This window comes from Pantoea sp. EKM21T, from assembly GCF_011800405.1.
GTDB classification, from domain to species: Bacteria; Pseudomonadota; Gammaproteobacteria; order Enterobacterales; family Enterobacteriaceae; genus Pantoea; species Pantoea agglomerans.
The window spans coordinates 16322-29672 of sequence record NZ_JAALFV010000001.1 but is presented as its reverse complement, the minus strand read 5'-3'; the positions used below and the strand labels follow the sequence as shown (position 1 = coordinate 29672).

Sequence of the window (13351 nt, the reverse complement as noted above, 5' to 3'; positions counted from 1 at the left end):
CTGGTCAGCAGCCTCCCCTCAGGGGGAGGCTATAAAGGAGTTTTGCGATGGTACATTTAAGACCTCAATTTTCGGCCGCCTGGAACCGCTTCTCAGAAGTTAATGTTCCCGTTGAGAAGGTTGGGGAAATATTGGGTGGTAAAGTAGAAGCGAATATCTCCTCCGGAATTTTCGAGAATGCCTGTCCCATCAGAATGAGCTATGTCCTTAATTACACTGGTGTTCCCATACCCGCCAACAGTCGTTATGCAACCGTGACGGGAAAAGACAAAAAGCGTTATATGTTTCGCGTCAACGATATGATGGACTTTTTAGTCGGCGCCTTCGGTCAGCCAGACCTGAACGTGACGTCACCAAAACCCGGTTCATTTAACGGTAAACAGGGAATTATTGTTTTTCAGGGCAGTGGCTGGAGCAATGCCCGCGGACACGTGACACTCTGGAATGGCAACATCTGTTCTGATACCTGTCACTTCCTGGGTGGCGCAGAAAATGGTAGTTTTGTTCCTGATGTTGCCTCCTTGTGGATACTGAAATGAAAAAATTCCTGATGTTATTTGCTCTGACTTTATCTCCTGCGGCGCTGGCGATAACGCCACCGGCGCCAGACTCCTTTAAGCAACCGGAGATTTTCAGCAACTGGCTTCTGAACCGTTGTGCAGGAAAAGCTGCGACTGACAAGGCTTTCACCGATGATGCATTTAAAAGCGCGTCAGCCTGGTTAGAGGTAAGTCATCTCCCTGTTGAAGCATTCAGTGATGGTGATAAGTTAATCAATGAGTATCTGAAGATGAACCTGACTGGCTCGGTCACAGGAAACTTCAATATGATGAAATGCACGTTGCTTTCCCAAAGTCAGGATGCCGAGGCGCTCTACAATAAGTATAAGAAATAGCGTTTATTTTTAGGGGAATTAAAAGTTGATGCAGCGCTAAACATCAGCAGCGAATTTTCAAAAGAGAATATGTTTAGTTAAATGAAGCCGATAATTAAACCTGAAGTTGATCAGTATAATGTAAATTACTCTTATACGGAACTTGCCACATGATGAAGAAAGTAAGTCATTTGATTATGATAGTGCTTTTAGTTTCACCTTCATTTGTTTTGGCGAAGTCAGTTTCACACTTTGAAGGAAAAATATTCAAAGCGGATATTGAATATGGTTGTGATGAAGGTAACGTCACCTGTGATGATGTTTCGCTTAAGTCAACCAGAGTAAAAGACAATTCATCGATATTTCTTAAAGGTGAAACCATAAATTCAAATTGTCCTGACGTCTGCGACTTCCGGGGTTATCGCTTTACTAACGGCCAGTATGATTATTCGTTTTATCCAAGCCAGAAGGGCAGCGGCCTCTGGGAATATATTGTAACCTTTAAAAGTAAAGTTATTGCTCGGGATCTTGGGGTGATTAAATAACATCGTTTATAAAAAACCCGGCATATTGAGTCTGCACTTGTTCTCAGGCATAGGTGTGTTATTACAGGTGAGATTTTCAATGAGAAATTATTTTTCTTTGTTGCTGTGTGTCACAGCTTTTTATGTTTCCCCCGTCTATGCAATCAGTGATTGTTCAAACGGCAATAATGACCAGGAAGTTTATACCTGCACCCAGAAAAACAGGAACGAAACTGAGCTTGATTTAAACAAAGAATATAAGCTGGCTAAGACCAGAGTTGAAACGCTTTTTAAAGGTGACAACAAAGAGTTAAGCCAGTATATGGATGCGTTGACTGAAGCTCAACGAGCCTGGCTGAAGTATAGAGAGAATGATTGTAAACTGGCTTCTTATGCTGCAGATAAGGGAAGTGATTTAAGTAACGCTAATATTAATATGTGTACTTCTGAACTTAACGAGCAAAGAATTAAAAAACTTAAGTTAATTCCTTATCATTGATGGTGCAGACTGCTGAGAAAAATATGAAGAGACTGCATAAATTGGCTTTAATCACTGTGTCTCTTTGCATCAGCGCTTCAGCGCTCGCTGAAGATACCTGTGCAAAACAGCCTTCAGACGGTGCGCTATTTCAGTGTACTGTTCAGCAGAAGAAGCTGGCGGAAGATGACCTCAACAAAGAATACCAGACGGCTAAAAAACGCATTGTACAGATGTACGGCACGCAGAAAAAACTGGCTGATGACTATGTCGCCACGCTGGTGGATACCCAGCGTAACTGGCTGAAGTATCGTGATGGTCAGTGCAAGCTGGAAGCCTTTGCCGCTGAAGAAGGCAGCAATGCGAATGCGGTTGCCACCAACCTCTGTGTTATCCGCATCGACAAAGAACGCACTGCTATTCTGAAGCAACTGCCTTACTGATTATGTCGTCGTGCTCAGGGTTTACAGGCTGGGCACGATATTCTCTATGAATATCACTCTCTGCATTACGCTGTAATCCCGTTTTTTCAATGCCGGTAAATAATTCTGTATAAATGATATTTCAGCAGCGTGGTTTCTGGTGATTGTAATGCAATCATATTTGCAACTATTTTAATGTTTACCCTGTATGTTAATTAAAGACAAGCCGTTAACGCAGCTTCATCTTCTTAAATAAATATAATTTTTCTCTGTTTAAAGAATTGAATTAATCCAGTGGCACAGTATTTAAATAGACAACTCCCAAAATTAAATCCCCCTGCTCTCTATACCCCGCGCCTTTCCCCGAGAGGTGCGCGGTATAGATGCCGAACCGCTAACCGCAGGAATCCGTTATGCGCTTTACGATAATAACGACTAAACCCGGCCAACAGCCGCCGCAAACTCATTGTGATTTCTTTCCGCCTGGCGGCACCATTGGTCGTGGTGTGGATAATAATCTGGTGCTGCCGGATGACGATCGCACACTCTCCCGCCTGCAGGCGATTGTACACATCACGGCAAATGGCGAATGTCGCCTGACCAACCGTGGCAATGTGACGCGCGTGTTACTCAACGATATTCCGCTGGAACGCGGACGTCAGGTTGAGCTGCAGGATGGAGACATACTGGGCATCGATGATTACCAATTGCTGGTCAGCGATCTCAACAGTGCACAGCAACCGCAGAGTGAAAGAGCTGTTCCGCGTCCTGAGCCGGTGCAGCCCGTAGCACCCGCTCGCGAACCGGCAGCGGAAAAAGCCAGCACCACCGCCGCCATTCCCAGCGAAATCTGGGACAGCCTGGCGAAAGAGTTTTCGATTTCGGACGATCTCTCTAAACGTAAAGCTGCGCCAGAGATGCCTGAGGCCCACCCGCTGACCGCGCCCGCTCGTCCTGATCGAAATCCGGAAGATCCGCTGGCTCAGCTGATTAACGACGCGCCGCTGGATTATGGGCAGCAGCCAAAAAACAGCAGCCTGTTTGATGAAGGCGATGCGCTGTTTGGGCAGCAGAGTATTTTTGACGACCGGACGCCAAGCACGCTGTCTGCTCAGCAGAACACAGCGCCACCGCAGGCTGAAACGCCTGCCGCTGAACTTGATCCGCTAAGCCTGTTTGACGGCGAGAGCAGCACGGATGCGCGCAACCATGATGATCCGCTGGGTCTGATGATGGGCAACGCGGTGCCGCTGGCCCAGCCGGAGCTGACGACGCCGAAACCGGCCACGTTGCATGTGCCACCTCAACCGGTGGCAAAAACTGAGCCGATGGCCGCACGTTCATCGGAGCAGGATCCCGCCAGCCTGACCGACATGGATCACTCACCGCTGTTCAGCTTCGACGAATCACAGCATGAGACTCACAGCCAGCCTCACTCTGAGGCACAGCAGCAGTCGCCGCTGATTGACGAGGCGCTGCCCGGCCAGTCTGACGCGGTAAATCCACAGATCGATTACGGCGGAATTACGCTGCCCACGCCGCAGGCGGTACAGCGTACGCCATCCCCGACGCCGAAAGGGCGGTTGCGCATCGATCCCGTAGCTTCCGGTCGCCATCATGCCGCCGCTGCGCACCCGACGACACCCAGCGAAAGCAGCGGTGATGCCCTCAAGGGCGAACTACTGGATGCGTTGCTGGAGGGAATGGGTCTGCGCGACCTGCAACCGACGCCGCAATTTGACCGTGAGCAGATGCTGCAATTCGGGCAGATGCTGAGCATGTTTTCGCAGGGTACGGTGGCGCTGCTCTCATCGCGTTCGATCCTCAAGCGCGGGGTGAAGGCAGACATGACGGTGATCCTCGACGACGCCAACAACCCGTTCAAGCTGCTGCCTTCGGGCAAAACCGTCTTAATGCAGATGTTTGGCAGCCGGATGCCGGGCTTTATGCCGCCGCGTCAGGCAGTGCGTGATGCGCTGATCGATCTGCAGGCGCACCAGCTGGGCATGATCGCCGGTATCCGCGCCATCATCGCCTCAATGCTGCAATCCTTTAACCCGGAGCAGCTGGAGGAGGAAGCGCGTCAGGCGGGATCGGTGTCACGTATCGGCCTGCCGGGCAGCCGTAAAGCGGCGCTCTGGGAGCATTTTGTTGAGCGCTACGGCGAGACGGCGGGCGAGATCGAAGACGATTTCCACACCCTGTTCGGCGAAGCGTTCCTGCACGCCTATGACCTGGAAGTTAATCAGTACAAAGACTCACAAACCCACACGGATGACGCATGAATATCACTATTGCCTCGACGTCGAATCAGGGCGATCGCGCCAGTAATCAGGATCAGATCGGTGATGTCATCGGTAAGCGCTCGGCCTGCTTTGTGGTCTGCGACGGTGTGGCCGGATTTCCCGGCGGGGACATCGCGGCATCGATTGCCCGCAGCAGCCTGCTGCAGTCGTTTGATGGCGATGCGCATCTCAATGCGCAGTCGATTCGTAACTACGTCAATCAGGCGAATCACGCCATCCGTCAGCAGCAGAAAGCCAGCAGCGAACACAGCCGGATGGGCACTACGCTGGTCAGCCTGTTCATTGACCGCGACTACCATCTGGCCTGCTGGGCCCATGCAGGCGACAGCCGCCTCTATCTGTTCCGTCGCGGCTATCTCTATCTCGTGACCACCGACCACAGCCTGGTGCAGCAGATGAAAGATGCCGGACATCGCACCGAAGGCATCAACAGCAATCTGCTCTATTTTGCGCTGGGGATGGGCGATGAGCAGCGCGACGCCAGCTACAGCGAGGTGGTCGGGATTGAAGATGGCGACGCCTTTTTACTCTGCACCGATGGTTTCTGGCACGGCGTGACGCTGGAACAGATGCAGCAGTCGCTGCACATGGTGAATACGCCGGAAGAGTGGCTGACGCTGATGCAGCAAATCATCAGGAACGATCAGCCGGATCAGGGGCAGCAGGATAATTTCAGCGCGCTGGCCGTCTGGATTGGATCACCTCAGGACACCACCTTGCTGCACTCGCTCTCTGAAGCGGCGCAGTTCTTCCCTCTGCGAGATTGAGAACGCCAACATGAAATATGGATTACTGGGTCTGGCTGCGCTGCTGCTCAGCACGCAGGCTTATGCTGAAAACTATCGCATCGTACAGTCCCCGGCACAGAAACTGGATGTCTGGATTGATGACGTAAAAAACAATCAGCTGTCGAGCTGGTGTAACAGCACCATTAACCTGCGCATCGTAACCCTGGGCGAAAAAAACGCCGCGGTTCTGAAAGATTTTCTGCCGCGCGTTGCCGGACTGATGGCGTCGCAGTGTAAAACGCTGCAACAGTTGCACTGGCAACTGACCGATGCGCAGGGGAGTGAAATCGCTACTGGCAGCGCCGCCCGTGCGCAGCAGTGGAAAACCGTGGTGACGCCGCCCGCGACTCAACCGGTCCAGCCGACGGCTACGGCGGTCCCCGCAGACGTACTGCGCAACGCTGCTCAGGCCGACACGTCGCCGTGGCTGCAATTCAGTCTGCTGGACGGCTGCCATTTCCGCACCTGGTGGCAGCACCCGGCACAGGGCAGCGCGCTGTTTGTTCCGGCAAATCAGGGGCTGATCTGTGGTTCTGATGGCTGGCTAAGTGGACACAGCCGACTGACGCAACAGGGTAACGGCGCACCTGCGGCAGTCGGCGTGACCTTCCTGCAGGGTTTTCCGGTGATGGGGTTGAGCAATCAGTCGCCCACTGCCGAACTGCACATCACCACGGTCAACAGTGAACGCATGGTGCTGAGCAATGAAAAATCCCCGGACAGCTGGCTGATTCTGCCGTTCAGCAACCGCTTTAACGGCTGGCAGGCAACGCGTCAGGTGGTAGTGCAGATGCCCGTCAGCGAAGCGGCCGATCAGAGTGCGCTGCAGGCGCGTCTGCAGGAAGTCCGTAAAGTCTGGTCGCCGTGGATCAGCGGCGATGCCGCGCTGAGCGTGCAGCTGGTGGAAAAACTGCATCCTGAACTGAAAGATCCCGCCGCTGCGGTCTACCGCACCCTTAACTGACGCAAAAGGAGTTTGCATGGAATCCTTACAACACCGTCTGGCCAGCGCCACCCTCGGCGAGACGCTCGCTGACGTGACCCGCCAGATTCAGGCAAATCCGGCGAATGCTGACCTGCGGGCCGCCTTTGTGCAGCTGCTCTGTCTTTCAGGCAACTGGGCGCGCGCGCAGACGCAGCTGCAATCCTGGCTGGCGTTAAGCCCGCAGGCGCAACCGACAGTTAATCTGCTGCAACAGGCGATCGCCGGTGAATTACAGCGTGACGCGGTGCTGCGTGGCGAGGCCGACCCGGTGCTGCCGGGCAGCGCCTGGCACTGGTGCGACACGCTGCTGGCCGCCTTGCAGGCCGAAACGGCGGGTGATGTCGCGCGCGGCAGCACGCTGCGGGCTGAAGCGCTTGAGCTCGCGGCGGCCAATCCCGGCACCGCAACGCAGCAGGCTCAGCCCACCGCATTCAGCTGGCTGATGGATGGCGACAGCCGTTTCGGGCCAGTGTGTGAAGTCATCAGTCAGGGCCGTTATTACTGGATCCCGTTTGCCGCCATTCGTGAGATGCAGTTTCAGGCACCCGCCAGCGTCACCGATCTGGTGTGGCGTCACACGCGTGTGCAGCTGGTTGATGGCAGCGAGCAGGTGTGCCAGATCCCGGCGCGCTATCCGCTGCTGGCGGCATCTGACGAACGTTTTCTGCGCGCCAGCGTCACCGAATGGCAGCCGCTGGGTGAGGATCCGGACCAGTTTATCGGCCAGGGACAAAAAATGTGGCTCAGCGACAGCGCGGAATTCTCGCTGCTGAGCCTGCAGCAGGTCGCGTTTGACAGCGTTGAGTCCGCCGATGAGCCATGATTCAGGCGCGCAAAACGACGGCTATGCCCAGCTGCATGGCGGCTTTCGCGCGCGTAAAAAACGCGATGCGTTAACCGCCCGCGACAAGCTGCAATCCTCGCTACTGGATCGCCTGACCGACAACGCGCCGGATAAACAGCAGGAAGCGGACAACAGCATGCTGATCACTCACAGCACGCTGCGCCGCCACGTACTGCGCGATCTGCAGTGGCTGTTCAACACCATCAACAACGAAGCCCAGCAGGATCTGAGCGGCTTTGATCAGGTGCAGCGCTCTGTCTGGAACTTCGGTGTGGCACCGCTGGCCGGGCAGAACGTCTCCGATATCGAATGGCAGGATATGCAGCGCAAAATGACCAACGCCATTCTGCACTTCGAGCCGCGCATCCTGCCGCAGGGTTTACAGGTGCGCTGCGTCAGCGATCTCGGCTCGCTCAGCCTGCACAACGTGCTGTCGATTGAGATCAAAGGGCGGCTCTGGTGCGTGCCTTATCCGCTGGCGTTTCTGTTCCGCACTCAGGTTGATCTGGAGAGCGGCCATTTCGAACTACAGGATGCAGGGTAATCATGGACAGCAATCTGCTCGACTATTACAACCGTGAACTGGCCTACCTGCGTGAGATGGGGGCCGAGTTCGCTGCGCGCTACCCTAAAGTGGCAGGACGTCTTGGCATGCGCGGCATTGACGTGGCGGACCCCTATGTCGAGCGGCTGATGGAAGGTTTTGCCTTCCTGACGTCGCGCGTGCAGCTGAAGATGGATGCGGAGTTTCCGCGTTTCTCGCAGCGTCTGCTGGAGATGATTGCGCCATCCTATCTCTCGCCAACGCCGTCAATGGCGATCGCTCAGCTGACGCCGGACAGCCGCAAAGGCGACATCACCCAGGGCTTTCGCGTGCCGCGCGGCACCATGATGGAGAGCCAGAACCTGAAAAAAACCGGCGTGACCTGCAGCTACACCACCGCGCACGATGTGGTACTGCATCCGCTGTGCATCAGTGAAGCCAGTCTCGGCGGCGTGCCCGGCGATCTGCCCTCTGGCGAGCTGAAACTCGGCGGCCTGGGCGCGGTCAGTGCGCTGCGTATCCGCATCAGCTGCGAAGGGATCTCCTCGCTCAGTCAGCTCAGCGTGGACGATTTGATGCTGTTTCTCAGCGGCCCGGATATCCAGGCGCTTAAACTGCTGGAGTTGCTGATGCAGCACCGGGTGGGCATCGTGCTGCAGTCGGTTGAGAAGCGGCCACAGCGTCAGGTGCTGACGGACGACGCGTTACAGCAGGAGGGCTTTGCGCCGGAGCAGGCGCTGCTGCCGGACGATCTGCGCAACTTTGACGGCTATCGTCTGTTGCAGGAGTATTTCGCCTTTCCGGCGCGCTTCCAGTTTATCAGTCTGAGCCAGCTTGCCCCGTTTCTGCGCCGCTGCGACAACGCCATGGCGTTCGACATCATCATTCTGCTCGACAAAGCGGACAGCGCGCTGGAAAGCGTGGTTGATCACAGCCATCTGGCGCTGCACTGCACGCCCGTCATCAATCTGTTTCCGAAAACCGCCGAGCGCCTGAAGGTCAGCGACAGCCAGCATGAATATCATCTGGTGGTAGATAACATCCGGCCGCTGGATTATGAGGTGCACTCGGTACAGCGGCTGTTCGCTACGGTAGAGGGCAAGCGGGAAGAGCAGGTTTTCCGTCCGTTCTGGAGCACCTTCAGCGGTGACCAGGGCGATTACGGTGCCTATTTTTCACTGCGCCGCGAACAGCGCACGCTGTCAGAGCAGGCGCAGCGCTACGGTACGCGCACCGGCTATATCGGTTCAGAAGTCTTTCTGTCGCTGGTGGATGAGCATCACGCGCCGTGGCACGACGAGGTGCGCTATCTCTCCGCTGACGTGATGTGCACCAGCCGCGATCTGCCGCTGATGCTGCAGCAGGATCAGGGCAACTTTGTGATGCCGGACTCCATTCCGGTATCGGAGCTGAAGCTGTGCAAAGGGCCGACGCCTCCGCGTCCGGCGCTGGCCGAGGGACTTTCCGCGTGGCGGCTGATCAGCCATCTGCAGATGAACTACCTCAGCCTGATGGACAGCAGCGACGGAGAAGGTGCGGCGGCGCTGCGTCAGCTGCTGAGCCTCTACGCCAACCTGGCGGAAGCGCCGGTCGCACGTCAGATTGACGGCATCCGCCACTGCACGCTCAGCGCGGTCAACCGCCGCGTGCCGGAGCCGGGCCCGGTGGTGTTTGCGCGCGGTGTCAGCATCACGCTGGAAGTGGATGAGCAGGCGTTTTCGGGTGCCAGCCCGTGGCTGTTCGGCAGCGTGCTGGAGCGGGTCTGTGGCCGCCTTGTGGCGCTCAACAGCTTCACGGAGTTCACCCTGAACAGCCAGCAGCGTGGAGAAGTGGGCTACTGGCCGCCGCGCATGGGCCGGAAAGCGCTGATATGAGTGGCGAAAAGGTGATTTCGCTGCCCCGGCTCACCCGTCTGCCGGATGATTTCTGGCAGCGGGTGATGGGCGCGCCGTGGCGCTACGATCTGTTCCAGCTGCTGCGGCGGCTGGATGCGCAGGGCGGTCAGCGCTATCCGCTGGGCCGTGCGCCGCTGCCGAAGTTCGAATCGGTGCGCATCGGTCAGACACCGTCACTGGCGTTTGCGCCCGCCACCGTCGCCAGCGCCACGCCGCGTGACGAGGCGGGACGTCATGAGCTCTCCATCTACAGCTTCGGCCTGTTTGGCCCCAACGGCCCGCTGCCGACCCATCTGACCGAATATGTGCATGAACGTATCGTGCATCATCAGGATCACAGCCTCTCGGCGTTTGCTGACCTGTTTCACCATCGCGCCACGCTGCTTTTTTATCGTGCCTGGGCCGATGCGCAGCCGACCGTGTCGCTGGATCGCCCCGACGACAGTCGCTTCCTGAACTATCTCGCCTGCCTGGCGGGCATCGGTTTACCGGCCCAGCAGCAGGCCAGCTCGCTCAGCCTCCATGCCCGGCTGATGCTGGTGGGCCATCTCAGCCGCCACGGCCACGATGCTGAAGGGCTGGTGCGCATTCTGCGCCACTACTTTGGCGTGCCGGTCAGGCTGACGCAGAACCTGCCGCACTGGCTGACGCTGGACAGCCGCGATCAGGCCCGACTGGGCGCGGGACGCCATATGCCCCGGCTGGGCGCTTCTGCATTTCTCGGCGTGGCGGTGCGCGATGTGCAGCACCGTTTTCGCCTGCACCTGGGACCGCTCAGCGCCGCGCAATATGCCCGTTTTCTGCCGGATGCCCCCGGCGCGTGTGAAGTACGCGACTGGGTGCGTCACTACCTCGGCATTGAAATGCAGTGGGATCTCAGCCTGATCCTGGCCGCTGACGAGGTACAGGGTGTGACGCTGGGTGGAACTGCCCGACTCGGCTATACCAGCTGGCTGGGGCTCGCGCCGCAGTCGCAAGATCGTGAAGATTTTATGTTTGAGGTTGAGGCTGCTTCGCGCTAGCCCAGCCGCTTTCCCTGTTACACAGCCTGCGTCTTTCATTGAAGAGAGCCCCCTATGTCAGAAATCAGCCGTGCCGTGCTATTCGGCAAACTGGATACGCTGTTATTTACCTCGCTGGAAAGCGCCACCGCCTTTTGCAAACTGCGCGGCAATCCCTATGTCGAGCTGGTGCACTGGCTGCATCAGCTGATGCAGCAGCAGGATGGTGACTTACAGCAGGTCATCACACATTTTTCACTGGATGAAAAGGCCCTGACTCAGGATATCGTTGCCGCGCTGGATCGCCTGCCGCGCGGTGCCAGTGCGGTCTCCGACCTCTCCGAGCATATCGACAGCGCCGTTGAACGGGCGTGGGTTTACGCCTCGCTGAAATATGGCGCGACCCGCATTCGCGGCGGCCATCTGCTTATCGGCATACTGAAAACCTTCAACCTGGCCAGCGTGCTGAAAGGCATCTCCGGTCAGTTCAGCCGCGTCAACGCCGATGTGCTGCTGGCGGAATTCGACACGCTGCTCAGCAACAGCAAGGAAGCACAGCAGGCGCTTAACGCACCGGCGGATGCTGGCGGCGCACCGCCCGCCGCCAGTGGCAGTACGCTGGCACAATATGCGCAGGACCTGACGGCGCGCGCCCGTGAAGGCCGCATTGATCCGGTAACCGGACGTGACGACGAAATCCGCCAGATGGTCGATATCCTGATGCGTCGCCGCCAGAACAACCCGTTGCTGACCGGCGAAGCGGGCGTCGGCAAAACCGCGGTGGTCGAAGGCCTCGCGCTGCGTATCGCGGCGGGCGATGTGCCTGCGCCGCTGCGCGATGTGCAGCTCTGGCTGCTGGACATCGGCATGCTGCAGGCGGGTGCCGGCATGAAAGGGGAGTTTGAAGCACGACTGCAGGCACTGATCAATGAGGTGCAGTCCAGCCCGACGCCAATTGTGCTGTTTGTTGATGAGATCCACACCCTGGTGGGCGCAGGTGGTCAGCAGGGCACCGGTGATGCCGCCAACCTGCTGAAGCCGGCGCTGGCACGCGGCCAGCTGCGCACCATCGGCGCGACCACCTGGGCGGAATACAAAAAGTACATTGAGAAAGATCCGGCGCTGACCCGCCGCTTCCAGACCGTGCAGGTGCAGGAGCCGGATGAAGCCAAAGCGATTCTGATGCTGCGCAGCACCGTCAGCGCCCTGGAGAAACATCATCGGGTGCTGTTGCTGGATGATGCGGTCAGTGCGGCGGTGAAACTGTCGCATCGCTACATTCCGGCGCGCCAGCTGCCTGACAAAGCGGTGGCGCTGCTGGATACCGCCTGCGCCCGCGTGGCGGTCAGCCAGGGTGCGCAGCCCGCAGCGCTGGAAGATTGTCTTCACCGTCTGGCGGCGCTGGAGATTGAAGCGGAGATCATCGAACGTGAAATCCGGGTGGGCCTGGGCGACGCCACCCGCCAGCAGGCGATTGCAGCGCAGCGCACTGCGCTGGAAGCCGAGCGGGATGCGCTGCAACAGCGCTGGCGGCAGGAGCGCGAACTGGTCGAGACGCTGATTGCGTTGCGCGCCCGCTGTGTGACAGAAGAGGATGCGGCGCTGCGTGAACAGCGTGATGCGACGCAGCAGCAGCTTACTGCGCTGCAGGGCGACACGCCGCTGCTGTTTGCCGCCGTCGATGCGGGCGTGGTGGCTGCCGTGGTCTCTGACTGGACCGGTATTCCGCTGGGCCGGATGGTGAAGAATGAGATCGACGCGGTGCTGAATCTGGCCGACACCCTGAACCAGCGGGTCATCGGCCAGCGTCACGGTCTGGATCTGATCGCCAGACGGGTACGCACTTCGCGCGCGCGTCTTGATAATCCCAACAAGCCGGTCGGTGTGTTTATGTTGTGCGGCCCTTCCGGCGTCGGTAAAACCGAGACCGCGCTGGCGCTGGCCGAGTCGCTGTACGGCGGCGAGCAGAACATCATCACCATCAACATGAGTGAGTTTCAGGAGGCGCACACCGTCTCGACGCTGAAAGGGGCACCGCCGGGCTACGTCGGCTACGGCGAGGGCGGCGTGCTGACCGAAGCCGTTCGCCGTCGCCCCTACAGCGTGGTACTGCTGGATGAGATTGAGAAAGCGCATCCGGATGTGCATGAGCTCTTCTTCCAGGTATTTGATAAAGGCTGGATGGAGGATGGCGAAGGCCGGCACATCGATTTCCGCAACACCATCATCATTCTGACCTCCAATGTCGGCACGCAGTTAATCAGCGCGATGTGTGCCGATCCTGAACTGATGCCCGACCCCGACGCCCTGAGCACCGCGCTGCGTAAGCCGCTGCTGGAGGTGTTCCCGCCTGCGCTGCTGGGCCGTCTGCTGGTGGTGCCGTATTACCCGCTCAGCGACGCGATGCTGGCGGAGATTGTGCGGCTGCAGCTGGCGCGCATTGTGCGTCGTCTGGCTGAGAACCACGGCATTGAGGCGCAGATCGACGAGTCGGTGGTGATCCAGATCGTGCAACGCTGCACCGAGGTAGAGTCGGGCGGTCGCATGGTGGATGCCATCCTCACCAACACGCTGTTGCCACAGATGAGCCAGATCCTGCTGAGCGCCCACGCCCGTGATGAACGCTATCGCCGCGTCGATGTGCGTTGTGAGCAGGGTGAATTTGTCTGCCAGTTCGCGGTTTAAAGCCT

The 13351-nt window shown here is 57.7% G+C and carries 13 protein-coding genes; all 13 read left to right on the top strand.

What is annotated here, in order from left to right; all coding sequences use genetic code 11:
- The first annotated feature begins 47 nt into the window (after positions 1-47).
- The 13 genes from HFD87_RS00135 (at position 48) to tssH (ending at position 13346) form a co-directional block, all read left to right on the top strand.
- Entirely contained in the window at positions 48-539 is a 492-nt protein-coding gene (locus tag HFD87_RS00135) for a type VI secretion system amidase effector protein Tae4 (RefSeq protein ID WP_010246097.1), read from the top strand.
- A complete protein-coding gene (locus HFD87_RS00130) occupies positions 536-895 on the top strand; it encodes a T6SS amidase immunity protein Tai4 family protein (protein WP_033766995.1) in 360 nt (119 codons plus the stop codon). The genes HFD87_RS00135 and HFD87_RS00130 overlap by 4 nt, the downstream gene beginning before the upstream one ends.
- A gap of 149 nt (positions 896-1044) precedes the next feature.
- Positions 1045-1419: a hypothetical protein gene (locus tag HFD87_RS00125; RefSeq protein ID WP_033766997.1), complete on the top strand. Its 375-nt coding sequence runs from the start codon at positions 1045-1047 to the stop codon at positions 1417-1419.
- Between the two features lie 79 nt (positions 1420-1498).
- On the top strand, positions 1499-1897 hold the full coding sequence (locus tag HFD87_RS00120) for a lysozyme inhibitor LprI family protein (protein ID WP_033767000.1): 399 nt from the start codon (positions 1499-1501) through the stop codon (positions 1895-1897).
- A gap of 41 nt (positions 1898-1938) precedes the next feature.
- Positions 1939-2319: a lysozyme inhibitor LprI family protein gene (locus HFD87_RS00115; RefSeq protein ID WP_228379707.1), complete on the top strand. Its 381-nt coding sequence runs from the start codon at positions 1939-1941 to the stop codon at positions 2317-2319.
- Between the two features lie 392 nt (positions 2320-2711).
- Entirely contained in the window at positions 2712-4583 is a 1872-nt protein-coding gene (tagH, locus tag HFD87_RS00110) for a type VI secretion system-associated FHA domain protein TagH (RefSeq protein ID WP_010669904.1), read from the top strand.
- Positions 4580-5371, top strand: coding sequence for a PP2C family serine/threonine-protein phosphatase (locus tag HFD87_RS00105; protein WP_010246078.1), 792 nt, complete (start codon positions 4580-4582; stop codon positions 5369-5371). The genes tagH and HFD87_RS00105 overlap by 4 nt, the downstream gene beginning before the upstream one ends.
- Before the next feature lie 10 nt (positions 5372-5381).
- Positions 5382-6356, top strand: a complete 975-nt coding sequence (locus tag HFD87_RS00100; RefSeq protein ID WP_167422797.1) for a hypothetical protein — start codon at positions 5382-5384, stop codon at positions 6354-6356.
- Between the two features lie 16 nt (positions 6357-6372).
- Entirely contained in the window at positions 6373-7200 is an 828-nt protein-coding gene (locus tag HFD87_RS00095) for a type VI secretion system accessory protein TagJ (RefSeq protein WP_167422796.1), read from the top strand.
- Entirely contained in the window at positions 7190-7765 is a 576-nt protein-coding gene (tssE, locus tag HFD87_RS00090; protein WP_010246069.1) for a type VI secretion system baseplate subunit TssE, read from the top strand. Before HFD87_RS00095 ends, tssE begins: the two co-directional genes overlap by 11 nt.
- A 2-nt stretch (positions 7766-7767) precedes the next feature.
- Positions 7768-9639: a type VI secretion system baseplate subunit TssF gene (tssF, locus tag HFD87_RS00085; RefSeq protein WP_045140482.1), complete on the top strand. Its 1872-nt coding sequence runs from the start codon at positions 7768-7770 to the stop codon at positions 9637-9639.
- Positions 9636-10682: a type VI secretion system baseplate subunit TssG gene (gene tssG, locus HFD87_RS00080; RefSeq protein ID WP_167422795.1), complete on the top strand. Its 1047-nt coding sequence runs from the start codon at positions 9636-9638 to the stop codon at positions 10680-10682. Before tssF ends, tssG begins: the two co-directional genes overlap by 4 nt.
- 54 nt (positions 10683-10736) lie before the next feature.
- Positions 10737-13346: a type VI secretion system ATPase TssH gene (tssH, locus tag HFD87_RS00075; RefSeq protein ID WP_167422794.1), complete on the top strand. Its 2610-nt coding sequence runs from the start codon at positions 10737-10739 to the stop codon at positions 13344-13346.
- Positions 13347-13351: the final 5 nt, after the last annotated feature.